Genomic DNA, 25,066 nt, shown 5'->3' on the forward strand with positions numbered 1-25,066 from the left:
GGACACCGCGGTGGAGGTCACCTCAGCACCTTCTGCCGGACGACGATGTGGCCGGCGTCGGGGTTGAGGCTGCCGCCGAGCCGGCGGAAGGCTCCGTCGGTCAGGTCCAGGCACAGAGGTACCTCCTTCGTCCGCTTGAAGGTGCCCCGGTCGTTGATGCGCACGACCAAGGACTTTCCGTTCGTCACGTTGGTGACCTTCACCCTCGTACCGAACGGCAGCTGGTGCTTGCGGGTGAGTGAAGTCGCCGCGGTGTTCTTGCTGTTGTCGAAGATGTCGCCGTTGGACGTCTGGCTGCCGGCGGGGATCGGGCCGTAGTGCGTCGCCCAGCACGGCTTCCTGTGGGCCTGCGTGGTGCCGGGCGCGGCCGAACTGGCCGGTGCGAGCGCCACCGTCGCGGTCAGCGCGGCGACGCCGGCCGCGAGTGAGCCTCGCAGGATCCGCTTGCTCATGTACTTGCCTCGTTTTCCCTTGTCGTTGGATCTGGATCTGGATGGGGAGTGGGGGAGTTCCGGGGTGTGCGCGTGCCCCGTCAGCCCGCCGCGCGGTAGGCGGCGCCCACCCGGTTGGCCTGCGCGCCGTGGTAAAGACCGGTGCCGTCGCCGCGGTTCGTGGAGAGGGTGAACCAGGCATACCGGTGGACGTAGGGCAGTCGCTGCAGCATGGCCGTCGACTTCTTCACGAACGCGGCCTGCTGTGCCTTCGTCGGATACCGCGGGGTGCCGGCCGAGAAGTCGGTCAGCGCGTATTCGGTGAGCCAGATCGGCTTCCTGTAGCGCTGGTGCACGGCCTGGAGGTACGTGCGCAACTGCGCGGTCGCGCGCTGGGCGTTGAAGTCCGCGCCGTACCAGTGCAGGGGGATGAAATCCACCCGGTAGTGACGAGCGGCGGCGCCTTTCATGAAGCGGTCCAGCCAGCCACCGGCGACATCGCCCCCGGTGGCCACCGCCGGAGCGCCGAGCCGCATACCGGTCGACTGCAGCCGGGGCCACAGGTCGAGTGCCTGACGCACCGTCATGTGTGCCTGATCCGCCCGGTCGGGCTCGTTGAAGCCGAGCAACGTCCTGCCCTGCTTCCTGGCCCGGTCGAGCTCCGCCCCGGTCACCGAGCCGGCGTCATGGATCATCGGGACGAACTCGACGCCACGGGGTGCCCTGATTCCGCCCTTGCCCGAAGCCCAGGTGTAGTACCAGCCGACCTTCGCATCGGCCAGTGCCTTGGTGACCCCGTTGAAGTCCCAGGCGCTGATGCCCTTCTTCTTCGCCGGGGCGGCCAAGGTACCGGCATGACGGCCGGCCGCGAGCGCCGTGGACGTGCCGCCCTGCCCGCCGAGCGTGAGCACGGCGGACAGCACGAGCAACAGGGCGAGGGTGCGTATTTTTCGCATGATGTCTCCAAGCGGCTGACGGGCGCCACGAGGCACCGAACGGTCACGGTGAATCAGAAAGGCACGGAGCATGTCGTCGTGCCGCCGCGGTCATCCTGGCGTCAGCAGCTCAGGTGCGCGCCCGTGCCGACGTCGAGCATCCTGGTGAACTTCTTGTACTTCGCGATCCGGTCGTGCACCTCGGCCGGGTTGCCGCCGTTGCACTCGACAGCGCCGTTGATGCTGCGGATCGTCTCGCCGAAACCGCCGCTCTTGACCATCGCGTGATGCGACGTCATGGTGCCCGGGCCGGACTGGGTCATCCAGTACCAGAGCGCCAGCTTCCACGTCACGGTGGAGTTCTTCGCCGCGAGATTTGGTTGGTGCAGCAGGTCGACGTGGAACGCGTCGCCGGCGGCCTTGTAGTTGTAGTTCCAGCTGATCTGGAGCGGGCCGCGGCCGTGGTACGCGGACTGGCCGGCCGGGCAGCCGTACGGCTCCTCGGCGCAGTAGGTCGGCCAGGCAGCCTTGTTCTGCTCGTTGATGTAGATCAGACCGCTGGTCTCGTGGCTCACGTTCGCGAGGAACGCGGCGGCCTCACGCTTCCTGGTCTTGGCGTCACCGGTGTGCGCGAAGGCCGGGAACGCCTTCATCGCCTCGACCAGGCCCTTGTAGCTGTAGAGCTTCTTGTGCTTCGGGAACATCTTGTTGTACTGCGCCTTGCTGACGACGAAGCCACCCCTGTGTTCTGCGGCAGACGCCGTACCGGCGGTCAGATTGACCCCTGCGACGGCTATCAGTACGGCGGCGAGCACGGCGTAGACAGCGCGTAGCTTTCGCATACCAAAACTCCTCGGAATAAAGCGAGTCGCTCAAAAGCGGGTTGCCCTGGGGGCATCCGGCGACGAACTTACCCGTCAAATTCCGGGGGCAATGGTCAAAGATTGCTGCGAGACCGGCAGTTGTTGCTCGACGCGCGAGCGCAAGTACGGGCGTCACACGGCAACAATGCGCAACCCCGGCCTACGACCGCTCGCTCTGCCGGTCGTACGCGGACCGCGCCGCCAGGACCTCGTCCATGTGGTGAATCGACCAGTTCTTCAACGCCTTCAACGGCTCACGCAGAGTCGCCCCGAGCTCAGTCATCTCGTACTCGACGCGGGGCGGAATCTCCGGATGAACGGTCCGGCGGACCAGACCGTCGCGCTCCAGTGTGCGCAGTGTCTGAGTCAGCATCTTCTCGCTCACGCCGTCCAGTTTCCGGCGCAGGGCGGTGTAACGCTGGGTGCCGGATTCCGCCAGCTCCCCGAGGACGAGCACGGTCCATTTGTCGCCGATGCGATCGAGGACCTCACGGGACGGACAGCCACTGGCGTACGGATCCCAGTCGCTTCGCGGCGCTTTCCCCATGCGGGCGTTCTCCTTCCATGGCGAAGGGCACTCTCGCGCAGAGGGCACCCTGCACACTCTCCATTGGAGAGCTACCTTACTGAAAAGTGGTCACTTCCCAGAGGAGAGTTCCTCGGATCTACTTCTGACGGGGCGTTCAAGCCCTCCCGCAACTACGTGACCAGGAGTAGGACATGTCGATTGCCGTCACCGGAGCGACCGGTCGGCTCGGCCGGCTCGTCGTCGAGGACCTGCTGCGCCGTGGAGTGGCGCCGCATCACATCATCGCCACCGGGCGGGACACCGACCGGCTCACCGATCTGGCCGAACAGCAGGGTGTCGAAGTACGGCGCGCCGATTTCGGCGACTTCGGCAGCCTCGCGGCGGCGTTCAAGGGGGCTCGGAAGGTTCTGCTCGTGTCGACGACCACCGTCGGCGAGCGGCTTGCCAACCACACCCGTGCCATCGACGCGGCCAAGGAGGCCGGTGCCGAACTGATCGTGTACACCAGCACGCTCAACGCGAGCACCGCCGACATGCTGCTCGCCGAGGCGCATGCGAAGACGGAGCGTTACCTGCGTGACAGCGGCGTGCCGTTCGTCGTCCTGCGCAACGGCTGGTACCTGGAGAACTACACGTCACAGGTCCCCCTGTATCTGGAGACCGGAGTCGTGCCCGGCAGCGCGGGCAGCGGTCGGGTCAGCGCCGCCTCGCGACGCGACTACGCGCAGGCCGCGGCCGCCGTCCTGACCTCCGAGGGGCATGCGGGTCACGTGTACGAGCTGGGCGGGGACACCGCGTTCACGCTCGCGGAGCTGGCCGCCGCGCTGTCCGGCGCCACGGGCCAGGACGTCGTCTACAGCGACCTGCCCGCCGAACAGTACCGGGGCGCTCTGCTCGACGCCGGACTGCCCACCGAACTCGCCGGCGTTCTCGCCGACTCGGACCTCGGCCTCGAGCGGGGCGAGCTGTTCACCGATTCCCCGGATCTGCGCCGCCTGATCGACCGGCCCCCGACAAGCCTCACAGAGGCACTCGCGGGAGCCCTCGGCTCCTGACGTGGCGGGCCCGCCGGCCCGGGGTCGCACACCAGCGGCTCCGGGCCGGCCGGGGCCTGCGAGGCGCCACAAGGTTTCCCCAAAGTCCCTTCCTACGGTGCGGGCGCACCGCCGACGCCCGTTCAGAAGTCATCCGGAAGGACCGCCGAGATGTCGGACTCCACCGCACCGCACCGTGAACAACTGGCCCTGCGTCTCGCCGAGCGCCGTGCGTCCCTCTTCGTCGGGAGGGACGACATCCTGGCGGTCTACCGGTCCGCCGTCGCCGCTGCCGGTCCCGAACACGAGGCCGTGGCCGTGATCTTCGTGCACGGGGTCGGCGGTACGGGCAAGTCCACGCTCCTGCAGCGCTTCGCCGATGAGGCGCGCGGCACGGGCCGCCGCGTCTTACACATGAACGCCCGGGACATGGAGCCGTCCCGTCAGGCCTTCGAAGCGCGCGCCGGCAGTGTGCTCGATCAGCCCGACGGAGTGCTCATCGTGGACAACTTCGAGCACTGCCAGGGACTGGAGCCCTGGCTCGCGTACGAGTTCCTGCCACGTCTCCCCGTGGGTGCCCTGGTGGTGCTGGCCGGCAGGAACGCACCCTGTCCGCGTTGGCGCAAGGACCTCGGCTGGTCGACCGCTCTGCGCGTGGTCCACCTGTCCAACCTGCGGGACGTGGAGGCCCGCGAGCTGTTGCGCAGGATGCGGGTACGCCCGTCCCTGCACGACACGTTGATCGAATTAACCCACGGTCATCCCCTCGCGCTGCGCCTGGCAGCGGAGACCGTCAAACGGGACCACGTCGGGACCATGACGTGGGAGTCGAGCGGCTCCGTCCGCAGGCAGCTCGTCGAATGCCTCGTCGGCGATGCTCCCTCCCCGGCGCACCGGCACGCGCTTGAGGTGTGCGCCCACGGACTGACCACGACCGAGGGCCTGCTGCGAGCCACGCTCGGCGCGGAGGCACCCGCCCTGTTCGCCTGGCTGAGGTGCCGTCCCTACGTGGAGTCGGGCCGGCACGGCCTGTCCCCGGACGGTCTGGTCCGGGAGATCCTCGATGCGGATCTGCGCTGGCGCGATCCAGCCGGATACCAGCGGATGCACGAGGGGATGAGCCGGTATCTCCTCGACGAGGCCCGGGCGGCCACCGGACCCGACGCTCTTTCCGCGGTCCTGGCGTCGACGTATCTCCACCGTCACAACGGCCTCGTCTCGCGCTTCCTGACCTGGGAGACAGAGAGCGGAATCCACGAGGACCTCTGCCGTCCCGCCGACCGTACGGAGGTCCTCCGACTGATCGAGTCGGCCGAGGGCCCCCATGCCGCTCGTCTCGCCGAGCTGTGGCTGGACACCCAGCCGGGCGCCTTCCACGTGTACCGCTCGGCCGATTCCCCCGCACCCGTGGCCGTGATGGCCTGGCTGCGGCTGACACCGGACCTGGCCGACGCCATCGCCCGGGACCCCGTCGCGGCCGCCGCGTGGGAGCACGTACAGTCACGACGGCCGCTGCGGGACCGTGAACACGTCGGCGTCGCCCGGTTCATGGTGGCCTCCGACACCTATCAGCGTCCCTCGGCGAGCATGGATCTGATGATCCACCGATGTGTGGCGCAGTTCTTGCACTCCGAGCGTCTCGCCTGGTCCTTCATCGCCTTGGCGAGCGACCCCTTCTGGGCCGACTTCATGGAGTACCTCGACCAACGGATGCTGCGGGACGAGACACCGGTGGGTACGCGGCGCTTCACGCTGTACGCGCACGACTGGAGAGTCGTCACCCCCGAACGGTGGACACAGGTCGGCGCCGCCATCGAACTGGCCGGTCCCGGAGCCAAGCCGAATGCCCGCCCCCGTGAGGGCACCGGGGTCATGACCGTCATGCATCGCGAGGAGTTCGACAGGGCGGTCCTGGACGCGCTCGACGCGTGGCACCGGCAGGGCGGCCTCGCCGTCAGTCCCCTGACCCGGACCCGGATGGTGGCCGACCAGGGACATGACGACCCGGTCGGCTCACTGCGGGCACTCCTCACGGAGGCTGTCGCGGCGCTGGGCGGGGACCCTCGGGCGGAGAAGTACCACCGAGCCGTGGTCATACGATTTCTGCGGGGCGCTCCCACACGGGAAGCGGCTGCCCAGCGGCTGGGGCTGTCCGTGAGTACCTACCAACGTCACCTGAAGCGCGGCCTGCAGTACGTGGTCGAGCATCTGTGGCATCGGGAACTGCTGGGCACGCATGCCGAGAAGCGGGCCTGCTGACGGGATGCCGTAGCGGCACGGGAGGCCGCCGGCCGGGGTACCTGCCCTCGCCGGCCGGCGGTGCGAGTCGTGGAACGCCTTCGGCGCCCGGTCGCAGCAGCGTGACGGCGCCCAGGGCGGAGCTCATCCCGCCGAGCTTCGCCGTGCGCAGGGTCGGCATCCGCGCGCCCGGCACGGGGGCGAGACCCGCCTCCCGCGCGATCGGCTCCATGACGGCCGGGCCCACTTCGGCGAGTTCACCGCCGACCACGACGACGCGCGGATCGACAGTGCCGGCCAGCAGGGCCAGGGCCCTGCCGATCCGCGCACCGGCCCCCGCCAGAACCGCACGGGCCCTGCGGTCGCCCGCGTCCAGCGCGGTCACCAGCTCCGGCAGATCTCTCGCGGCCCCGCCCGCGGCACGATAGGAGTCGAGCACGGCCCCGACGGCGGCCACGGTCTCCAGGCATCCCGAACCGCCGCAGCCGCACTCCGGCCCGTCCGGATCGACGGTGATGTGCCCGAACTCCCCGGCACGTCCGTTGGCGCCACGGTGCAGCGTGCCGTCCACGACGAGGCCGCCACCGACGCGGTACGACAGCTGCAGGTACAGCACGTCGCGTTCTCCCGCGGCCGCACCCCACTTCGACTCGGCCAGCGCCGCGAGGCGGGTGCTGCTTTCCCACCGCACCGGAGCACCGAAGCGCTCCCGCACCAGCGCCGCCACCGTGCCGTGGTCCTCGGGGTCCGGGCGGCCGGTACGCGACGCGGCCACGGGACAGTTCACCCCGATGCCGATCTCGCTCGGCCCACCCAGTTGTGGTGTCCCTCCCGCCAACGTGCCCACCAAGCGGTACGCCGTCTCCACGCGGTCCTGCCAGGGCATCCCGGGCTCGTGCTGTTCGCCGAGCGTCCCGATGGACTCCTGGGTGATGCACGCGATGGCCACCCGCACCGCGTGCTGCGCGAAGTCGATGCCGACGACCTGGCCGGCCGCTGGATTCAGTGCCAGCTTCTCCACGGGCCGCCCCCGCCCCCGCCGGGCGACTTCGGGGACCGAGACCGTGAGGGTGCCGTCGTCCACCAGGGCGACGACGATGTCGTAGAGCGTGGTTCGGGACAGTCCGCTCATGGCGATCAGTTCGCTCCGCGACAGCGGTCCGTGCCGGCGCAGCAGCCGCAGGACCAGTTCCTCGTTCTTCTTGCGCATACGCAGCACGGGATCTTCCTGTTTGTACAACAACCTTGGCCATGGACGGAATTGGCGTCATGGCATGCATAAGAAGTACACAGGTGGGCGGGTCACCCTCCAGATCAGAACCGGGTCACTTTCGGGTCAGGGCAAGCTTTCAGAGCAAACAAAGGGCCCGGCACGGTCACATGACCGTGCCGGGCCTGTTCATTTCGAACTATCCCGCTCCGGGAGCAGGGGTCAGCCTCTGCTCGCCTTGCGGTAGAGCTTCTTGGCCTCATTGCCGAGGCGGGGGTGGAATTCGGTGGTGCCGTTGCCGACGCTGATATTGCCGACCAGATACCCGGAGCCGGTGGCCTCCTTGAATCCGGCGAGGAAGCCCCCGCCGCTGGCGCCGAAGGACTGCACGCAGTCGATGCCCCACATCGTGGATCCGGGGCGGGTGGGGTCGGCGTGCTCCTTGCCCTGGCAGTGGTTGAGCCGTTCGCCGTTGCCCTCGGCAGGCGTACCGCCGTAGCCGAAGGAGTGGACATGGCGCCCGGTCGGGGAGTTGAACCTGATGCCCTGCGCGCCCACGGTGCCGGCCAGGGTGCGGCCGTCGAGCTTGCGCATACGAGCGAAGGCGAAGTCCCAGTTGTCCCTGCTGCCCGAGGTGACGTACCGCTTCGGATGGAAGAGCTTCTGGGCGGTGAACGTGCCGAAGGGGCGTCTGCCATGGGCGTATCCGGGAATGAACACCCACTTGCGGTAGCCCTTGCCGGTCGCGGGGTCGACCACGCAGTGCGCCGCGGTCAGGACGACGGACTTGTTCCTGCTGCCGGCGACCGTCGCCGAGCAGGCGAACAGGGTGCCTTCGGCGCTCTGGAAGAACACCTTGCCCGATGTCTTTCGGATCAGCCCGCCGCGCTTCCACGCAGTGGGTGAGGAGGCGCGGGCGGATACCCGGGCCGGGTCGGCGAGCCGGTCCGCCGCGAGGGCGGGATCCGGGATCGGCGGGACGGTCAGCTCCGGGCCGTCGTCGGCCGGGGCGGAGGAAGGAGCGGCGGAGGGTGCGGCGGCCCCTCCGGTGGCGGGTGTGACCGCGACGTCCTTGGCCGCGCGCAGCCGCGCGGTGGTCCAGAACTCCAGCGCCGCGTCCTGCTCCTGGCCGGAGAAGGAGGTGACCTGGGTGTCGTCATGGATGGGCCCGGGCTCGGCGTGCGCGGGGCTGAGCGTCGTGCCCAGGGCGGCGAGCGTGAGCGCGCTCACGAGCACGGCGGTGCGTCTCATGTGATGGATTCCTTGTCGCACGGTTCAGAACGCGGTCAGCGTCAGGTGCATGTGCCGGGGCCTGGTGTCCTGGATGTAGGAGGCCCAGTCGGCGACGTCGTCGAAGGCGAAGCCGTAGGCCTTGCCGTTGGTGGTCGCGGCGTGGATGGCCTTGGCGTAGTGGTTGGTGACGGGTGTGTCGTAGAAGGCGGCCGCGTGGGTGGTCGGCTGCTCGCGGTGGCTGAACAGCGTCGAGCGGTTGAACCCGGCGCCCAGGACGGCGGCCACGGGACCGGTGGTTCCGTCGTTGGGAGCGGTGAGCGCCCCGTCGCAGAACAGCACGTCGCGGGTGGAGGGCTTGGCGAAGGACACGGACGCCGGGCCGGTGAAGGTGAGCCTGTGGTCCTTCACCCGGCCGGTGAAGGTTCCGGCATTCGTCCGGACGACGAGGTCCTTGTTCCGGTAGGTGTGCCAGACCTTGTCGATGTAGGCGTCGAAGTAGTGCTGGGGGAACCGTCCGACGTCGAGGCCGTGGCTCGGGGCGATGACGCGCCGGTCGCCCACGACGAGGCGTGAGAAGTCCGGAGTGTTCTTCAGGGCGTGGAAGACCCGGTCGCGGCCGCCGTCGCGCAGCCGGCCGGTGCTGTGGTCCTTCGCTCCGGTCAGCCGGATCATCATCGGCACGCTGAACATGTCGACCATGGTGGTGTTGCAGAACATGCCGGACGCCTTGTGGGTGAACTCCACGAAGTCGTGCAGCACGGGGTAGTTGGGGTCGGACTCCACCCAGCCCGCCGGGTGCTGCAGGGCGACCTTGCCGTCGGCGCCCATGACGGCCTTGAACTTCAGTTTGCGGCCCAGCGCGACATAGATGCGACCGGACATGAACGGCAGCCGCAGTGTGGTCTGTCCCCGGGCGGCCAGGGGGATGGCGTAGTCGGTGAAGCCGTTGTCGTGGTTGTCGGAGAGCTTGACGGGTGCCAGGGCGCCGCGGCGGGTGACCCTCACCTGCCGCTCTCCCTTGGTTCCCACGATGTACAGGTGGACCGAACGGTTGGCGAACTCTCCGCTGTTGTTGACGATCGTCAGCGGCAGCCCGTGAGCGGCCTCGGCGGTCAGGTCGCCGTCGGAGGCGGCGAGCGCGCGCGGGGCGGCGGAGACGATCGCGGATCCGGCCACGGCCGCAGAAGCCATCGAGGCGAGCAGCCGCCGGCGGGTGAACATCTGGGAATCGGGCGAAGTCATGGAGGAGTTCCTCTCTTCTTGCACCGTGCGTGACGGATGACGGATGACGGGTGGGGAACGGGCGCACGGAGGGCGCCTCTTGGGACCCGGCGACAGCGGCCACCGGTGTGGAAGGACGTTACGCAGCGTGATTTTTTCCGCCAAGCGGTGACAGAAATGAGGTGCCGGGAAACGGTGAGGGGCGCGTCACACCCGGCCGTTCGTGAGCCGGCCACCACGCCGGTTCGCCCTGCTCCAGCAGCACATGAACGACATGGTGCCCGGACTGCGGGGGACAGCCCGGGCACCGATGGGTCCTCGGTCGTTACGGGTGTCCGGCGCTCCAGCAGCCGTCGCCGCGGCAGTTCTTCAGACGGGTCAGCGCATCGTGCAGATCGGCGAGGCGGGCGTTGCTCAACCGGCCGGCGGTGTTGTGCAGTTCGTCGGGGTCGGTGCGGAGGTCGTAGTACTCCTTCGCGCCACTGGCGTACTCGACGTAGGTGTAGGAGTCGGTGCGCATGGCTTGGTAGTTCGGCGGGCTGATGCTCTCCCCGCCATGGTTGTCGGGGTCGTCCGGCGACTTCTCGGCGTGGCGGTGCTCGATCAGGTTGGCCGTGCGCCAGCCGGTGTCCGATCCGCCGTCCAGGAGCGGGAGCAGGCTGTGCCCGTCCACCTGGGACGACACCGCGGCGCCGCCGATCTTCTGGAAGGTGGGCGCGAAGTCGATGTTCGACACCTGGGCGTTGCTCGTCCTTCCGGCCGCCACACCCGGACCGGCGATCACCAGCGGTACCCGGACGTCGGTGTCGAAGGCCGTCTGCTTCCCCGCCTTGAGCCGGTACTCACCCAGGTGGAAGCCGTTGTCGGAGCTGAAGACGACGTAGGTGTCGTCGGCGACGCCGGCCCTGGTCAGGGTCTCGCGCAGCTTGCCCACCATCTTGTCGACCGCCTGGAGCGACTGCGCGCGCTTACGGAACTTCTTGTCGATCGTGTTCTTCTCACGCTGGGTCAGCTTGTGCTGCCTGGCCAGCCACGGCGGCGCGTCGGTGGGCAGCTTGTCGAAGGCGGGTCCGCGCGGTGCCGTCAGACCGGGGAAGTCGTGCTTGTCCCGGCGCGCCGGCGTGGACGGTCCGTGCGGCGTGAAGAGCGCGACCTCCAGCAGGAACGGCTTGTTCGCCGCCGCGGACTTCTTGATGAACGACTGCCCCTTCCTGCTGAGCACGTCGGTCAGATAGTCCTTGGTCTTGTCGCCGTGCGGCTCGATCCGGTGGTTGTGGGCGACCTTGTAGTTGTACCCCTGGTAGCCGCCGCCGACGACGTCCCACTGGCTCCAGCCCGGCGGAACGTACGGACGCTGTCGGTCCACCGTGGCCGTGGGGTCGTACCCGTTGAGGTACTTGCCCATCATCGCGGTCCGGTAGCCCTTGGCCCGCAGCGCCGTGGCAAAGGTGTTCCGCTCCTGCCCGTTGTTGTGGAAGGCGTCGAAGCCACCGTTCGGTCCGTCGTTGCCGAGGACTCCGGTGTTGTGGGGGTACCGACCGGTGAAGATGGACGAACGCGACGGGCAGCAGAGCGAGTTGCTCACCACGTAGTCGCTGAACGTCATGCCGCGCGACTGCAGTTTCCGCACCTCCGGCATGTAGGGCAGGAGGTTCGAGGACATGTCGTCGGTGAGCACGAAGACGATGTTCGGCCGGTTCGCCGCGGCTGCGGCCGGCTGCGTGAGGCGAGTTGTAGCGGGAGTCGGAGCGGGGGTCGTGGTGGCGGCGCTGGTCGTCGCCGCACTCACTCCGCTCTGGGCGGCGAACACCAGCGCCACCACGCCGACTATCCGTGTCAGCAATTGACGAGTGCGAATCATGCGGGCAGCCTGTCAGTGCGATTCCGTAGCGGTCAATATCCGATGAGGCTCGGCCGAATTATTCCGGAGCCGAGGCGAATTAATCCGGGATCGGCCGCCTTGCTGCCGCTTCTCCTTCGCCTGCATTCTTGATGCAGCACCTTCGCCGAGAGCCGGGGGGACCAGTAGAGGGGAAAGCGGGCCTTGGAGGTAACCAGCGGGGTGGGCGCGGGAAGGTGGCGCCTCCTTCACGTGTCGAAGCGAACGTTTCAGAAGGGCGTCCACACGATCCATCTGCCGTCGTCGTCGGGAATCACGCTGAACGCCCACATGAGCGGCCGCCTGAGAATTCGCGGGGACCTGGAAAGGGCTGCGGGGAAAGAGATGTTCCCGCTCCCCGACGACGTGTGCATCATCCCGCCGGGGCTCGGCCGGACGCTGATCGTCGCACCGAAGGGAGACGAGCCCGCGACGATGGCCTCCCTGACCGTTTCCCTCGACGCGCTGCACCGGTTCATCGGCCAGGAGGACCTGCAGTTGCGCGTCGCGCGGTTGCGGGACTGGTATCCGGCGGTGCGGTTCGACCCGGTTCTCGCGGCGGTGGTGAAGGCGGTCGCGGCCGCGAGCGAGGTCGGTGCGGACGACCTGTACGTGCAGTCCGCGGCGCAGTTCATCGCCGCCCATGTTCTTTCTCCGCCCACTGCCGGTTCGGCACGGTCCACCGGTGCGCTCAGTTCCCGGCAGCTGGAGACGGTTCTGACCTACATGCGGGAGAACCTCGGGCAACCCGTCTCGGTGGACGATCTGGCATCCCTCGTCTCCTTCAGCCGTTTCCACTTCGTGCGCTGTTTCAAGGCCACCACCGGATCGACCCCGTATCGCTACCTCACCGATCTCAGGATCGATCTGGCGCGCAAGTATCTGGAGAGCGGCAACGACCCGATCGCCCGCATAGGCCAATGCTGCGGATTCTCCGGATCCGAGCATTTCTCGCGCAGCTTCCGTCGAATCATGGGGTGCACGCCGTCCCAGTATCGGGCGATGCGTGCCTGAAACCCTGCGCACCTCGCGGCTGGTGACCAGAGACCCTGGGTTCCTGATTGCAAAGGCAATGCCATGAATGCTGAACCGAGGGACGCTGCCGCGCTCTCCCTGGCAGCGGCGCGGCGGGCCGGGCTGTTCGCGATGGCCGTCCCGCGCTGCGCCGGAGGTGCCGGAGCCGGTCTGCGGACCCAGGTGCGGGTGATCGCGAAACTCGGGCGCGGCTGCCCCTCCACAGCATGGATCGCCGCGCTGTCCGCGGCCTTGAAGAGCGTGTGCTCTCCCGTATTTCCCAAGGAGGCCCGAGCAGTTCTGTTCGCGGACCCCGACGCGGTCGTCTGCGGTTCCACCACGCCGGTGGGGGCCGAAGGCGAGCGGACCGGTTACGGCGTCAGCATCTCCGGAAGGTGGCGGGCCGTGGCGGGTTGCGAGGATGCGGCGTGGGCGGTCCTCGCCGTCCCCGTGCGCACCAGGAGCCAACTCCTTCCGCCCTGCCCGGTGTTGATCTCCACCAGGGATCTCACCGTCGAGCGCACCGCGCCCACCAACGGCATGGCCGGGACCGGCAGTCACACCCTTGTGGCCCAGGACGTGGTGGTGCCCACCACGCATGTGATGTGCACCCCGAGCGAAGCAGCCGGTGAACCCGCTCCTCCCGGCGCTTCGGCAGCGCTGCTCGGCATGGTCGTGCTCACGCTCGCGCCACTGCTGGGCGCGGCACGCGGCGCACTGTGCGCGACGGAGGAGGGGTGGACCGGCACCGGCACCGGCGCCGCCCGCCTCGTCGACTCGGCGACACGTCGCGCCTTGCACGTGGCGGGTGTTCTCGACGCCCTGGGGAAGTCCCCTTCCCTCCCGTCGCAGGAACACGCGCGATTGCGGTCGGAGACGATGACCGCGACGCAGGAATGCCGGGAAGCCGTGGAGAAGCTGCTGGACCTGCACGGCGTGGGCGACTCGGCTCCGGACGTCGCGCTGCGACGCCTGTGGCGCGACGTGGTGGTCATCACGCGACATCCGCGGTTCAGCCCCCACACCGTCGCGGAGCACTACGGTCGGGTGCTGTTCGGTCCGGAGTCGGGCGCCGCGTCCGTGGTGTGACCGGTCTCCTCCGGACACGCTCGTTGAACGCGATGAACTGAGGTGTGCATGGTAGGCAAGGCCGGGCGTGTGCTGGTGGTCGACGACGACGCGGCCATACGGCGGTCCCTGGAGCGAGGGCTCAGACTGAACGGCTTCTCGGTGGCACTCGCCGAGGGCGGTTCCGCCGGCCTGGCGCAGGCCCGCACCGACCGCCCCGACATCATCGTCCTGGACGTCTGCATGCCCGACCTCAACGGCAACGACGTGTGCCAGGCCCTGCGCGACGACGGCGACGACGTGCCCGTCCTGATGCTCTCCGCGCTGGACGAGGTGGCCGACCGGGTGGCGGGCCTGCAGGCGGGCGGGGACGACTACCTCCTCAAGCCGTTCGCACTCCAGGAGTTGGTCCTGCGGCTGCACGCCCTGCTGCGTCGCCGCCCGCCCGCCGCCACCGGCACCCTCCGCGTCGGCGGCCTCGTCCTCGATGCCGCCGCTCACCGGGCCTCCCTGGACGACCGGCCCCTGCAGCTGACGCGGCGCGAGTTCGCCCTGCTGGAGCTCCTCACCCGCAACGCCGGCATCGTCCTCACCCGCGAGCAGCTGCTGGAGAGGGTGTGGGGCTACGACTTCCAGGTCCGCAGCGACGTCGTGGACACCTTCGTCAGCTATCTGCGGCGCAAGCTGGAGGCGGGCGGCCGGCCCCGGATCCTGCACACCGTGCGCGGAGTCGGCTTCGTGCTGCGCACGGACGGCGAGGGCCGGCAGCCCGAGGGCACGTCGTGAAACTGTCCACCCGCATCGCACTCGCGGTCGGCGCGAGCGTACCCCTGCTGGTCCTCGCCTCTGGCTGGCTGATGGTGCACCTTGTCACCGGCGACCTGCGTGCCCACCAGGACGACCAACTGCGGGCACGGGCGACGGTCGTCGCCAAGAACGCCAAGGCGTACCTGGACGTCGCCGGGACCGACCACACGATCCTGCAGCAGGTCCGGCGACGGCGGCTGGCCAACTCCGCGCGGGACGTGGGCGTCCGGCTGACCGGCCCCGGGGGCACGATCGTGGCGGGCCCGCAGCCCGATCCGTTGCCCACACTGCCCCACAGCGCCCCGGACCCGGTCACTTTGACATCGGACGGCAAGGACTGGATGGTCCTGTCGCTGCGCGTCGGCGCCGCGAAGGAGGGCACCACGCCGAATCTGTGGTTGCTGTCGCCGGACACCGCCGAGGACGAGCTGTCGCTGGTGCGCCGACGTGTCCTGACCGGCGCGTTGCTGGCCGCGCCACTGTCCGGGGTCACCGCTTGGGCCGTCGCCGTCCGCGCGGTTCTGCCGCTACGGCGGCTGCAGCGGCGTACCAGCGGCCTCGACCCCAGGACCAGCCCCGCGCGCCTGGAACACAGCCCGACCCGTGTCGCCGAGGTCGACGACCTGGCGTACACGGTGCAGACCGTGCTCGCCCGCTACGACGAGCAGGTCGCGCGCACGGGCGAAGCGCTCGCCACCGCCCGCGCGTTCGCCTCGACCGCCTCCCACGAGCTGCGCACCCCGCTGATGAGCATGCGCACCAACCTCGACATCCTCACCGACCACCCCGACCTCGGCGCCGCGGACCGGGCGGGGGTGCTCGATGACCTCGGGCACGAGCACGCACGACTGCTCGGGCTGCTGGTGATGCTGAAGGCACTCGCGCAGGGCGACCTCATCGAGGCGGACGCGTTCACGTCGCTGGACCTGGCGGAGCTCGTGGACGCGTCCGTGTCCGATCTGCGGCGCACGCACCCGGAAGCCGACCTGTCCGTGCATGCCGCCGCGGGGGTGCAGGTGCACGGCTGGGAGCAGGGCCTGCGCTCGGCGGTGGACAACCTGCTGACCAACGCCTGGACCCATGGCCGTGCCAAGGACGGCGTCGCCCGCATCGAAGTGACGCTGGCCCCGGCCGGCGACCCGCACCAACCGGCCGCGGTGCTCACCGTGGACGACCACGGCCCCGGCATCCCGCCCGAACGCCGCGAGGAAATCTTCCAGCGCTTCCGCCGGGGTCCGGACAGCCCCGGCTCCGGTCTCGGCCTGACCTTGGTCGCCCAGCAGGTCGCCCTGCACCGCGGCCGGATCACCGTGCGGGACCGTGCCGACGGCCGCCCGGGCACCCGCTTCGAGGTTCTCCTGCCGGCCACCACCGTCCGGGACGTGGAGCACACCGTGCCGCTCCTGCGCCGGGACTGGCTGACCAGCACCGCCGGCGAACCACCGGATCCCAGGGCCTAGGGGATGGCCAGCTCGGCCCAGATCGTCTTGCCGGACGCGGTGTAGCGGGTGCCCCAGCGCTGGGACACCTGGGCGACGAGGAACAGGCCGCGGCCTCCCTCGTCGTCCCGCCGCGCTCGCCGCAGGTGAGGTGCGGTGTGCGCGTTGTCGGAGACCTCGCACAGCAGGGAGCGGTCCCTGATCAGCCGCAGCATGACGGGCCCGGTGGCGTACCGGATGCTGTTGGTGACCAGCTCGCTCACCACGAGTTCGGCGGTGAACGCCAGCTCGGACAGGCCCCAGGCCTCCAACTGGCGCTCGGTGAGCGTGCGGGCCTGCGCCACCATGGCCGGGTCGGGCGGCAGCTCCAGGTCCGCCACCCGGTCGGTGTCGAGCCGCCGGGTGCGGACCAGCAGCAGCGTGGCGTCGTCCGCCTGCGGTCCTGGCGGCAGGGACGAGAACGCCCGGTCGCACAGTTCCTCCAGCGGGCACCGTTGCCAGGTCAGCACATGGGCGAGGCGGTCGATCCCGCTGTCGATGTCGGTGCGCCGGTCCTCCACGACTCCGTCGGTGAAGAACGCCACGACGCTGCCGTCGGACAGGTTCAGATCGACGTTCTCGTAGGGCAGGCCGCCCAGCCCCAGGGGCGGTCCCGGCGCCAGCGAGGACAGCGCCACCGAGCCGCTGGCGTCCGCCACGATCGGCGGGGGATGGCCGGCGCTCGCCCAGGAGCACCGGCCGTTGACCGGGTTGTAGATCGCGTACAGGCAGGTCACCCCGAGCGCCTCGTCGCTCAGCCCGTCGTTCGCGTGGGGTTCCGAGTCCTGCGCGACCAGGCCGTCCAGCCGGGTCAGCAGTTCGGCCGGGTCCAGGTCCAGCAGGGCGAGGGTCCGCACGGTGGCGCGCAGCCGGCCCATGGTCGCGGCCGCGTGCATGCCGTGGCCCACCACGTCACCGACGGTCAGGCCCACCCTGGCACCGGACAGCGGGATCAGGTCGAACCAGTCGCCGCCCACGCCCACCCGGCTGTCGGCCGGCAGATAGCGGTACGCCACGTCGACCGCGTTCTGCTCGGGCAGGTGCTGGGGCAGCAGGCTCTGCTGCAGGACCAGGGCCGCCGCGTGCTGGCTGGTGTAACGGCGCGCGTTGTCGATGCCGACGGCGGCTCGCTCGGCCAGCTCCACGGCGAGCGTCTGCTCCTCGGGCCCGAAGGGGTCGGGGTTGCTGCTGCGCCGGAAGGTGGCGAGGCCCAGGACCGTATTGCGGGTGAGCAGTGGCACGAAGAGACAGGAGTGCGAGGCGGCCGGTCCCTCCTCGTCCGGTGCCTCGGGCGGGGCGGCGTCGACGACGAGGCGGCCGCTGCTCAGACTCTGCGCCTGCGGTGACGACGGTGGATAGGAGACGGGACTGGTCCGGAACTCCTCCGGGGTCCGGCCGTGCATCCGCAGCAGACTGTGCGCCGGCGCCGACCCCGTCGGCGGCTGCCGTCCCTCGATGACCGCCGGCGGCAGGTCCACCAGCACCTCGTCCGCCAGCTGCGGCACCGCCACGTCGGCGAGCTCCGCGGCGGTACGCCGTACGTCCAGCGAGGCGCCGATGCGCTTTCCCGCCCGTACGAGCAGCGACAGCCGTTCCTGGGCGCGGTAGCGGTCGGTGATGTCCAGGGACTCCTCGAACAGGCCCAGCAGCTCGCCCCGGGCGTCCACCAGCCGGTGGTACGAGCAGGACCAGACGTGCTCGCGCACCGGGTCGGCGGGGGCGCGGCCGCGATAGTGCATGCCCATGATCGGTTCGCCCGTCGTCATGACGTGCTCCATGATCTGGTCCTCGTCCGGGGGGTGGTGCCGGGAGATGAACTCGCCCTCGGGAAAGAGGTCCGCGGCCGGCCGGCCGATGTACTGGGCGATTCCCGCGAGCTCCAGATCGGTGGAGACGTTCCCCCAGACGACGCGCATGTCGGTGTCGAAGATCGTCAGGCCCACGGTCGACTCGGTCGCCAGTCCCTCCAGCATCGCCAGCTGCGCCTCCCAGCCGCGCAGCGCCTCCAACTCGGCCGCGACCACGACGGTCGCGGCGACGCCCAGGTGTTCGAGCGGGCTGAACGTCACGGCCGCGCGCAGGGTGCGTCCGTCCCGGCAGCACAGGTCCAGGACGGTGCTGCGGGGCTTGTGCGTCCTGCAGAGAGCGGACAGCCGTGGTCCGGGGGCCGCGGCGAGCAGTCGGCCGGCCGGCTTTCCGAGTACGTCCTCCGGCGCGTGTCCGAGGAGGCGCTGGGCCGACGCTCCCCACCCGGAGACGCGGCCTTCGGCGTCCAGTACCGCGGCGGCGGCCTTGGAAAGGTCCAGAGGACTGTGGAAATCGACGTTGGCGGCATTCGGAAAACGATCCATGACACCGCTTCCCTTCGTGCTCACTCAGCATCCCGTGCCGCACGACGGACGACAACCGCACACGCGAGGACCACCCGCTCCCACGGGGCGGGGGCCGGTGGATTGCCGGGCGCGACCCACCATGCCATCCGGAGCGGGAGGCCTGACCATGGATGGAGGCAGAACACCCGCCGGTAGGCACGGGCCGAGGCGCCGAGCGGGAAGGACAATGAGGCATGGGCACGACGGACTCCTCCCGGGCAGGCATGAGCCGGCCCGCGGTGGGCCCTGCCTCGCCGCCCAGCGGCCTGCTCGACCTGCTGAGCGTGGCCGCGGTGGTGCTGAACACCGAGGGCCGCGTGGTCTTCTGGAGTCCCCAGGCCGAGGAGCTCTTCGGCTACACCTCGACGGAGGCGCTGGGCGAGCACGCGGCGCTGCTGACCGTCCACGAGGAGCACCAGGACGAGGTGGTCAAGCTCTTCGCCGAGGTCATGGAATCCGGCGAGGACTGGGCCGGGGCCTTCCCCGTCCGGCACAAGGACGGCAGCACCCGCCTCGTGGAGTTCCGCAACATGCGGCTGCTGGACGACCTCGGTGACACCTACGTGCTGGGCCTGGCCGCGGACCAGGCCGTCGTGGAACAGGTCGAGCGCGACGCCGCCCTGGCCATGCGGCTGGTGTCCCAGTCCCCGCTGGGGCTGGCCATCCTGGACCGCGACCTGCGGTACCTGGCCGTGAATCCGGCTCTGGAACGCATCTCCGGTCAGTCCGCCGCCGACCGTCTCGGCCGGTCGGTCGGCGAGATCCTGACCTTCCTCGACACGGACCCCGAGGCCCGTCTGAGGCATGTCCTGGAGACGGGCGAGTCGGTCGTGAACCGGGAGATCGTCTGTCGTCCCCCCAGCGACCCGGACCATGAGCACGCCTGGTCCGTCTCGTACTACCGGCTGGAGGACTCGGCCGGGCGGGTGCTGGGCATCGCCTACTCCGTCATCGACGTCACCGAACGTCATCGAGCCGCCACGGAAGCCGCCCGGGCCCGGCAGCGGCTGGACCTGATCGCCCAGGCCTCCGCCTGCGTGGGTACCACCCTCGATCTGGAGACGACGGCACGCGAACTCGCGGACATCGTTGTACCGGTTCTGGCCGATGCGGCCGCCGTGCTCGTGCTCGACGACGCCCTGCCCGACCGGATGACGCCGCACACCGGCCCCGCTCGGTTCCGCGCCCTCGCCGTGCACGCGGTTCACTCCTCGGACGCCGCCTGCACGGCCGATCCCGTCACGGGACTCGTCGACCACGACGACCCCCTGATCTCCCAGTGCGTGCGCACCCGTCGGCCGGTGCTCATGCCCCGCACCGCCCGTCCGGATCCGGCGAGCATCGCCCGCCACGCCGAGTCCGCCTCGCTGCTGGCGGCGGACGGTGTGCACTCCTACCTGGCCGTGCCGCTCGTGGCCCGGGGCGAAGTCCTCGGCGCCCTCGACCTCAGACGCATCCGGAACCCCGAGCCGTTCGACGACGACGACGCGTTCCTGGCCTCCGAACTGGCCGCCCGGGCCGCGGTCTGCATCGACAACGCCCGCGGATACCAGACGCAGCGCCATGCGGCCCTGACCCTCCAGCGCAGCCTGCTGCCCGAGCCCCCGTCGCTCCTGCCGGGCCTGAAGGTGGCCTGCCGCTACCAACCCGCGGGCGCCACGAGCGAGATCGGCGGCGACTGGTTCGACGCCATACCCCTACGGGGAGACAAGACCGCCCTGGTCGTCGGGGACGTCATGGGCAGCGGCATCAACGCCGCCGCCACCATGGGCCAACTCCGCACCGCCGCCCGCGCCTTCGCCGAACTCGACCTGGCCCCCGCCGAGGCCCTGCGCCACCTCGATCACCTGACGGAGGGCACCGAGCAGACCATCACCACCTGCATCTACTGCGTGTACGACCCGCACCGGGGCCAGTGCCAGATCTGCCTCGCCGGTCACCTGCCCCCGGCCCTGATGCGGGTGGGCCAGGCAGCGCAGTTGCTCGACCTGCCCACCGGCGCGCCGCTGGGTGTCGGCGGTGTGCCCTTCGAGGCGGCCACCATCGCGTTCCGCCCCGGCGACGAGCTGGCCCTGTACACCGACGGCCTGGTCGAGACCCGGAGCGAACCCATCGACGTCCGCCTGAACGTCCTCCTCGACGCCCTCAGTACGGCATGTGGCAGAGACCCGGAGGACACCTGTGACCGCATCCTGGAGAAACTGCGGCCGCCCGGGGGCGAGGACGACGTCGCTCTGCTGATCGCCCGGGCCCAGTCCTGAGCGATGAGCCGAGCCCGGTCGTCCGGTGCCTCAGAGCAGCAGCGGAAGACTCACCAGGGCCGCGCCACTCGCTCCGAGCGCCGCCAGGAGTGAGGCCGGCCAATTGCGGGACTGGGCGTACGTCAGCAGGCCCACCAGCAGCCCCGCCACCACCGCGGCCAAGAGGATGAGAGCCCAGCGCAGTGATAACCGCTCGGGTGGAGGCGGAGGGGGAGGCGGAGGCGTGGGCGAGGTCGGTTCGGGCATACGGCTCTCCTGCATGGCCGGTCCTCCACGTCATCGAAACCTTTCGATGGCAGACCAACGTACTGATGTGATCTAGGCCAGAGAAGGTGTCTGATGCCTCATCAATCGGCTTCGGGGTCGCACGGGGGCGGCAGAGGTGTGCGAAACGCCCCGGCGTGCGCCCCAACGGCATTCCGCGCTCCCGTTGGCGATGTTCGGACGGCTGACCAGAACGGTGCTGTGACCTAGCATCTGCGCCATGACTGGTCCCGAAGTCGACCTGCCCGAAGGATCCGAGGACGCGTTACGGGGCTCCACCGCGCGGGTGGTGGAGCAACTGGGTTGCCAGATCGTGGAGGGCGGCAAGCCCCGCGACCACCACCTCACCGTGGACGCCGTCACGCAGGAGTTCGAGGTCACCCGGCCCATGGCCCGCGAGGCCCTGCAGACGCTGCACCAGAAGGGCCTGGTGAATCTGCAGCCGCGGATCGGGGCCACCGTACAGGCGCTGGAACGGTGGGACCTGCTGGACCCCGACGTCATCGCGTGGCGTCTGGAGGTGGCCCCCGACAGCCAGATGCGGTCACTGACCGAGTTGCGGGAGGTGATCGAGCCCCACGCGGCCAGGCTGGCCGCCCAGAGCCGGTCCGCCGAGATCTGCCACGACCTCACCAGCCACGCGCGCACCCTGCTCGCCCTGAGCGAGGACCCGGACTTCGCGCGGCCCGAGGAGGGCGCGGCGATCCGGCAGCGCTTCAGGGACGTGGACGCGGCCTTCCACCGGACTCTCCTCGCCGGCTCGCGCAACGAACTGTTCCTGCGCCTGTCCTATCCGGTCGTCATGGCGCTGAACCACCGCATCGACCGGGACTGGGCCGGCACCCACCAGGAGGCGGTGATCACGCCGACGCGGGCTGCCCTCTGCCCCGACACCGTCCAGCGGTACCCCACCCGGCCGGAGCCGATCGCCATGTGGCTGCACATGGGACTGGCCTACGCCATCGACCAGGGTCTGGCCACGGCCGCCGAGGCCTTCGCGCAGGCGCTCCTCGCCGAGATCCGAAGCGGACGACTGCGCGATCCCGGTGTGCGCGACCGACTGCGGGCGGGCCTGGACCACTTCAACGCCAACGGCCTGCCACCCGCCCATCGGGCCGGCTTCCAGGAGGCCATGGCCGGCTTGTTCCACGCCCGACGCGCACCCGTGGTCGTCATGGGAGTCAGCGGTTGCGGCAAGAGCACCGTCGGCCGGTACCTGGCGGACTCGCTCCGGGTGCCGTTCGAGGAGGGGGACGGCTTCCATCCCCGGAGCAACGTCGAGGCGATGGAGAACCGCACCCCGCTCGACGACCGCAGCCGCAGTCCGTGGCTGGCCGCCCTCGCGGGCCGTATGCGGGCGGCGGGCGCGGAGGAGGGGCTGGTGATCACCTGCTCCGCGCTCAGACGCATCTACCGGGAGTTGCTGCGCGTGGCCCGGCCCGACGCGTTCTTCGTGCACCTGACGATCGACCGGCACACCGCGACGTCCCGTGTGGAGAGCAGGAAGTCGCACTTCATGCCCGCTGCCCTGGTGTCCTCGCAGTTCGAGGACCTGGAACCACTGGAGGACGACGAGGCCGGGATGACCGTCGACGCGACCCTGCCGGTCGAACGCATCGTCGCCGAGGTCCAGACCGAACTGGCCCGGCGCACCCGGGGCCACTGACCCGGCTTTCGCCCCCGGTTTCATCCAGCCGTCGCCGCCGCACAGCGCTGCCGCGCCCGCCGAGATGCCCGACCGCACCGACCGACCGCACCGACCGAACGGACCGACTGAACGAACCGCCGGAAGAGGGGGATCCACCATGAAGATCGTGTCCGTCGAGGTGATCGTCACCAGCCCGGGACGGAACTTCGTCACCCTGCGCATCACCACCGAGGACGGCATCGTCGGACTCGGCGACGCCACGCTCAACGGCCGCGAACTGGCCGTCCACTCCTACCTGGACAGCCATGTCGTGCCCCTGCTCATCGGGAGCGACGCCTCCCGGATCGAGGACACCTGGCAGTACCTCTACCGAGGGGCGTACTGGCGGCGCGGCCCCGTGACCATGGCGGCCCTCGCGGCCGTGGACACGGCGCTGTGGGACATCAAGGCCAAGTGCGCCGGGATGCCGCTCTACCAGCTGCTCGGCGGCGCGTCCCGCAGCGGCGCCCTCGCCTACGGCCACGCCTCCGGCCGCGACGTGCCCGAACTGCTCGACTCCATACGCGCCCACCAGGAACAGGGCTACCGCGCCATCCGTGTCCAGGCCGGGATCCCCGGCTTCGACTCGGTGTACGGCGTCGCCGCGTCGAGCGCCGGCGGCGGAGACCGCTACGACTACGAGCCCGCACGCCCCACCGCCGGCGACCGGCCCCGGCCCACCGTGGAGACCTGGGACACGCGCGCCTACCTACGGCACCTGCCCGGCGTCTTCGAGGCCGTGCGCGCGGAGTTCGGCCCGGAACTCCCGCTGCTGCACGACGGACACCACCGGATGACACCGATCCAGGCCGCCCGGCTGGGCAAGGCCCTGGAACCGTACGACCTGTTCTGGCTGGAGGACGCCACGCCCGCGGAGGACCAGGCTGCCCTGCGCCTGATCCGGCAGCACACGACGACGCCCCTGGCCATCGGCGAGGTCTTCAACTCTGTCTACGACTACACCACGTTGCTCAGTGAGCGGCTGATCGACTACGTGCGCTCCGCGGTGACCCACACCGGCGGCGTCACCGCGATGAAGAAGCTGCTGGACCTCGCGGCCGTCTACGGGGTCAGGTCCGGGATGCACGGCCCCACCGACATCTCCCCGGTGGGCATGGCGGCCGCCCTCCACCTGGACCTGGCCGTGCACAACTTCGGCATCCAGGAGTACATGCGGCACTCCGCCCGGACCCTGGAGGTGTTCCGCACCTCCTACCGCTTCGACGAGGGCCTGCTGCATCCGTCCGACACGCCGGGCCTGGGCGTCGACCTCGACGTGGAGGCGGCCCGTCACTTCCCATACCAACAGGCGTACTTGCCGGTCAGCAGGCTGCGCGACGGGACCGTGCACGACTGGTGAGGGCGAGCGGGCCGTCACTCCTCCCAGGGTCGCCAGTCGTCCTCGTCGTCCCGCCGCCACAGGTCGATCCCGCGGTCGCGCAGGGCGGTGCGCAGTTCGTGGGGTGTCAGCCAGGAGTGGAGGGGGACGAGGCCGGGGGTGGGGAGTCGGCCCGTCAGCAGGTGGTCGACGGCGATGCCGGCGAGCAGTGAGGGGATGCGGCCGCCGTCCCGGCGGGCCGTCATGCCCAGTCGTCGGGTGACCGGACGTCCGTCGCGCTGCCCGCTCACGGTGACCGTGAAGCCGCCCGCCTCGTCGCCGAACCGGCCGACGAGCCAGGAGGCCGCGCGCACCACCGGGGTCCAGTGCCGGGTGCCGCGGGGCCGCCCGGTGCGGGCACGGAGCGTCGCGAAGAGTCCCAACGCCCGGTTGACGGCGGTGAATTCGGTGCCGGCCTTGAAGGCGATCGTTCGGGCACCGAAAAGGTCGGCCAGGACGTCCAGGTCGGCCATCTCGTACACCTGGTGGACCAGGCGCCTGCCGACCGGCGGCGGGAACAGGGTCCACTCGGGCTCGGACCAGCCGTGCACCACGGTCGGGACGCCCCCGCGAGGAGCCGTGAACGGGAGCCCGGCGCCGTGCATCATCGCCTCGAACATCGCCGGGCCGCGGTGCCGCCGGGTGTCGGGAGCGGCGCAGCACAGGACGGCGTCGACCCGGTCCATGCCGCTTGCGAGGTCGTGGACGATCAGCGCCTGTAGGCCCGGCACGACGGAGGCCCCCGCCAGGACGGGTGCCGTCGCCGGTCCGGCCACCGCGGCTGCCGCGCGCAGAAAGGAGCGGTCCTCGCAGATGTCGACGTACGGAACTCCGGCGGACACCGCCGCCCGCAGCGGCCCGAGCGGATGGCTGCCGGGGCCGTCGAGCGCCTGGAACGGGCCCGCGCAGTGCACGATCGCGGCCGCGTCGCCCAGGAGTTCGCCCAGTCGCTCCGGGGCGCCGCGGTCACCGGCGACCCAGTGGACCCGGTCGGACGGGAAGGGCGGCTGCGGCGGTCTGCGGGAGACGACGGTGACGCGGACGTCGGGTCTGCGGAGCAGGTCCGCGACGACGTACCGGCCGTAGAAGCCGCTTCCCCCGACCACGACGATGTTCGATTCCCCCATGTGCCGGGATGCTACCGACGTGTGGGCACGACAATAA

General features: G+C 70.2%; 19 protein-coding genes. 8 read left to right on the forward strand and 11 right to left on the reverse strand.

What is annotated here, in order from left to right:
* Positions 1-17 precede the first annotated feature (17 nt).
* The 4 genes from IPZ69_RS02270 to IPZ69_RS02285 form a co-directional block, all read right to left on the reverse strand.
* Positions 18-452, reverse strand: coding sequence for a septal ring lytic transglycosylase RlpA family protein (locus IPZ69_RS02270; RefSeq protein WP_235451917.1), 435 nt, complete (start codon positions 450-452; stop codon positions 18-20).
* 80 nt (positions 453-532) lie between these two features.
* The gene (locus IPZ69_RS02275; protein WP_235451918.1) at positions 533-1,387 is read right to left on the reverse strand and encodes a glycoside hydrolase family protein; all 855 of its coding nucleotides are present in this window, start codon (positions 1,385-1,387) and stop codon (positions 533-535) included.
* Positions 1,388-1,488: 101 nt separating this feature from the next.
* Positions 1,489-2,208: a chitinase gene (locus IPZ69_RS02280; protein ID WP_235451919.1), complete on the reverse strand. Its 720-nt coding sequence runs from the start codon at positions 2,206-2,208 to the stop codon at positions 1,489-1,491.
* Between the two features lie 181 nt (positions 2,209-2,389).
* Positions 2,390-2,776 carry a winged helix-turn-helix transcriptional regulator gene (locus IPZ69_RS02285; protein ID WP_235451920.1) on the reverse strand — a complete coding sequence of 129 codons (387 nt, stop codon included), beginning with the start codon at positions 2,774-2,776 and terminating at the stop codon, positions 2,390-2,392.
* Positions 2,777-2,949: 173 nt separating this feature from the next.
* Here IPZ69_RS02285 and IPZ69_RS02290 point away from each other — a divergent pair, with 173 nt between their 5' ends.
* Positions 2,950-3,813: an SDR family oxidoreductase gene (locus IPZ69_RS02290; RefSeq protein ID WP_235451921.1), complete on the forward strand. Its 864-nt coding sequence runs from the start codon at positions 2,950-2,952 to the stop codon at positions 3,811-3,813.
* Between the two features lie 2,071 nt (positions 3,814-5,884).
* Here the strand turns inward: IPZ69_RS02290 and IPZ69_RS02295 are convergent.
* The 4 genes from IPZ69_RS02295 to IPZ69_RS02310 form a co-directional block, all read right to left on the reverse strand.
* Complete coding sequence (locus IPZ69_RS02295) at positions 5,885-7,240, reverse strand: ROK family transcriptional regulator (RefSeq protein ID WP_235452010.1); 1,356 nt, start codon at positions 7,238-7,240, stop codon at positions 5,885-5,887.
* Positions 7,241-7,462: 222 nt separating this feature from the next.
* Positions 7,463-8,491, reverse strand: coding sequence for a trypsin-like serine peptidase (locus IPZ69_RS02300; protein WP_235451922.1), 1,029 nt, complete (start codon positions 8,489-8,491; stop codon positions 7,463-7,465).
* Positions 8,492-8,515: 24 nt separating this feature from the next.
* Positions 8,516-9,715, reverse strand: coding sequence for a beta-1,3-glucanase family protein (locus IPZ69_RS02305; protein ID WP_235451923.1), 1,200 nt, complete (start codon positions 9,713-9,715; stop codon positions 8,516-8,518).
* A 304-nt stretch (positions 9,716-10,019) separates the two neighbouring features.
* Positions 10,020-11,555 (reverse strand): sulfatase family protein, encoded by a 1,536-nt coding sequence (locus IPZ69_RS02310; RefSeq protein ID WP_235451924.1) that lies wholly within the window; start codon positions 11,553-11,555, stop codon positions 10,020-10,022.
* A 231-nt stretch (positions 11,556-11,786) separates the two neighbouring features.
* On the opposite strand from IPZ69_RS02310, the gene IPZ69_RS47330 reads away from it, so the two are divergent.
* The 4 genes from IPZ69_RS47330 (at position 11,787) to IPZ69_RS02330 (ending at position 15,922) form a co-directional block, all read left to right on the forward strand.
* On the forward strand, positions 11,787-12,587 hold the full coding sequence (locus IPZ69_RS47330; RefSeq protein ID WP_235451925.1) for an AraC family transcriptional regulator: 801 nt from the start codon (positions 11,787-11,789) through the stop codon (positions 12,585-12,587).
* Between the two features lie 63 nt (positions 12,588-12,650).
* Entirely contained in the window at positions 12,651-13,676 is a 1,026-nt protein-coding gene (locus IPZ69_RS02320; RefSeq protein ID WP_235451926.1) for an acyl-CoA dehydrogenase family protein, read from the forward strand.
* 48 nt (positions 13,677-13,724) lie between these two features.
* Entirely contained in the window at positions 13,725-14,441 is a 717-nt protein-coding gene (locus tag IPZ69_RS02325) for a response regulator transcription factor (RefSeq protein ID WP_235451927.1), read from the forward strand.
* Positions 14,438-15,922, forward strand: coding sequence for a sensor histidine kinase (locus IPZ69_RS02330; RefSeq protein ID WP_235451928.1), 1,485 nt, complete (start codon positions 14,438-14,440; stop codon positions 15,920-15,922). Before IPZ69_RS02325 ends, IPZ69_RS02330 begins: the two co-directional genes overlap by 4 nt.
* Here the strand turns inward: IPZ69_RS02330 and IPZ69_RS02335 are convergent.
* Positions 15,919-18,291: a SpoIIE family protein phosphatase gene (locus IPZ69_RS02335; RefSeq protein ID WP_235451929.1), complete on the reverse strand. Its 2,373-nt coding sequence runs from the start codon at positions 18,289-18,291 to the stop codon at positions 15,919-15,921. The two genes, IPZ69_RS02330 and IPZ69_RS02335, sit on opposite strands and share 4 nt — an antisense overlap.
* 215 nt (positions 18,292-18,506) lie before the next feature.
* Between IPZ69_RS02335 and IPZ69_RS02340 the strand changes: the two genes are divergently transcribed.
* Positions 18,507-20,573, forward strand: a complete 2,067-nt coding sequence (locus tag IPZ69_RS02340; RefSeq protein ID WP_235451930.1) for a SpoIIE family protein phosphatase — start codon at positions 18,507-18,509, stop codon at positions 20,571-20,573.
* A 30-nt stretch (positions 20,574-20,603) separates the two neighbouring features.
* Here the strand turns inward: IPZ69_RS02340 and IPZ69_RS46840 are convergent, their stop codons facing one another.
* Entirely contained in the window at positions 20,604-20,735 is a 132-nt protein-coding gene (locus IPZ69_RS46840; RefSeq protein WP_268834136.1) for a hypothetical protein, read from the reverse strand.
* A gap of 322 nt (positions 20,736-21,057) precedes the next feature.
* Here IPZ69_RS46840 and IPZ69_RS02345 point away from each other — a divergent pair, with 322 nt between their 5' ends.
* On the forward strand, positions 21,058-22,503 hold the full coding sequence (locus tag IPZ69_RS02345) for a gluconokinase, GntK/IdnK-type (protein ID WP_235451931.1): 1,446 nt from the start codon (positions 21,058-21,060) through the stop codon (positions 22,501-22,503).
* Positions 22,504-22,642: 139 nt separating this feature from the next.
* Positions 22,643-23,884 carry a D-mannonate dehydratase ManD gene (gene manD, locus IPZ69_RS02350; RefSeq protein ID WP_235451932.1) on the forward strand — a complete coding sequence of 414 codons (1,242 nt, stop codon included), beginning with the start codon at positions 22,643-22,645 and terminating at the stop codon, positions 23,882-23,884.
* 14 nt (positions 23,885-23,898) lie between these two features.
* Here manD and IPZ69_RS02355 read toward each other — a convergent pair whose 3' ends face one another.
* Complete coding sequence (locus IPZ69_RS02355) at positions 23,899-25,029, reverse strand: NAD-dependent epimerase/dehydratase family protein (protein ID WP_235451933.1); 1,131 nt, start codon at positions 25,027-25,029, stop codon at positions 23,899-23,901.
* Between the last annotated feature and the right edge of the window lie 37 nt (positions 25,030-25,066).

Source organism: Streptomyces olivochromogenes, assembly GCF_021538895.1.
In the GTDB taxonomy this organism is placed as follows: Bacteria; Actinomycetota; Actinomycetes; order Streptomycetales; family Streptomycetaceae; genus Streptomyces; species Streptomyces olivochromogenes_A.

Bases quoted from the DNA above. Each gene is read 5' to 3' on its own strand.
- IPZ69_RS02300 (WP_235451922.1), bottom strand. From the start codon at position 8,491: ATGAGACGCACCGCCGTGCTCGTGAGCGCGCTCACGCTCGCCGCCCTG.
- IPZ69_RS02355 (WP_235451933.1), bottom strand. From the start codon at position 25,029: ATGGGGGAATCGAACATCGTCGTGGTCGGGGGAAGCGGCTTCTACGGC.
- IPZ69_RS02270 (WP_235451917.1), bottom strand. From the start codon at position 452: ATGAGCAAGCGGATCCTGCGAGGCTCACTCGCGGCCGGCGTCGCCGCG.
- IPZ69_RS02295 (WP_235452010.1), bottom strand. From the start codon at position 7,240: ATGCGCAAGAAGAACGAGGAACTGGTCCTGCGGCTGCTGCGCCGGCAC.
- IPZ69_RS02275 (WP_235451918.1), bottom strand. From the start codon at position 1,387: ATGCGAAAAATACGCACCCTCGCCCTGTTGCTCGTGCTGTCCGCCGTG.
- IPZ69_RS02340 (WP_235451930.1), top strand. From the start codon at position 18,507: ATGGGCACGACGGACTCCTCCCGGGCAGGCATGAGCCGGCCCGCGGTG.
- manD (WP_235451932.1), top strand. From the start codon at position 22,643: ATGAAGATCGTGTCCGTCGAGGTGATCGTCACCAGCCCGGGACGGAAC.
- IPZ69_RS02290 (WP_235451921.1), top strand. From the start codon at position 2,950: ATGTCGATTGCCGTCACCGGAGCGACCGGTCGGCTCGGCCGGCTCGTC.
- IPZ69_RS02310 (WP_235451924.1), bottom strand. From the start codon at position 11,555: ATGATTCGCACTCGTCAATTGCTGACACGGATAGTCGGCGTGGTGGCG.
- IPZ69_RS02345 (WP_235451931.1), top strand. From the start codon at position 21,058: ATGACTGGTCCCGAAGTCGACCTGCCCGAAGGATCCGAGGACGCGTTA.
- IPZ69_RS02280 (WP_235451919.1), bottom strand. From the start codon at position 2,208: ATGCGAAAGCTACGCGCTGTCTACGCCGTGCTCGCCGCCGTACTGATA.
- IPZ69_RS02285 (WP_235451920.1), bottom strand. From the start codon at position 2,776: ATGGGGAAAGCGCCGCGAAGCGACTGGGATCCGTACGCCAGTGGCTGT.
- IPZ69_RS02335 (WP_235451929.1), bottom strand. From the start codon at position 18,291: ATGGATCGTTTTCCGAATGCCGCCAACGTCGATTTCCACAGTCCTCTG.
- IPZ69_RS02320 (WP_235451926.1), top strand. From the start codon at position 12,651: ATGAATGCTGAACCGAGGGACGCTGCCGCGCTCTCCCTGGCAGCGGCG.
- IPZ69_RS02305 (WP_235451923.1), bottom strand. From the start codon at position 9,715: ATGACTTCGCCCGATTCCCAGATGTTCACCCGCCGGCGGCTGCTCGCC.
- IPZ69_RS02325 (WP_235451927.1), top strand. From the start codon at position 13,725: ATGGTAGGCAAGGCCGGGCGTGTGCTGGTGGTCGACGACGACGCGGCC.